Origin of the sequence: Streptomyces beijiangensis, from assembly GCF_017315755.1 — a bacterium.
Classification (GTDB): Bacteria; Actinomycetota; Actinomycetes; order Streptomycetales; family Streptomycetaceae; genus Streptomyces; species Streptomyces beijiangensis.
This window is the reverse complement of sequence record NZ_JAFLRJ010001619.1, coordinates 1-225: the sequence shown is the minus strand read 5'-3', so window position 1 is coordinate 225 and position 225 is coordinate 1. Positions and strand designations below refer to the sequence as shown.

Sequence of the window (225 nt, the reverse complement as noted above, 5' to 3'; positions counted from 1 at the left end):
GTTAAAGCGGAGCGGTCGATAAAGGGTGATAAATCCTATCGAGAGCGAACAGCATTTGATCAAGAGGAGATGAAGTCATATCATTCTCGATTCTCAGGAAATGAGGTTGCTTTTGATGTATTGGTCTCTTTCGCATCCGAATATGAACGCGGCGTTCCCGTAATTAAAGATGTGGGAAATGCTGTGGCATCTGTTATGGCAGATGTCAATGAATTACGTTATAAG

Annotated in this window: 1 protein-coding gene; it reads left to right on the top strand. The window is 42.2% G+C overall.

All coding sequences use genetic code 11. The features are described from left to right. A partial coding sequence (locus J0695_RS46590) for a hypothetical protein (protein WP_206970206.1) occupies nt 1-225 on the top strand: 225 nt, incomplete at both ends.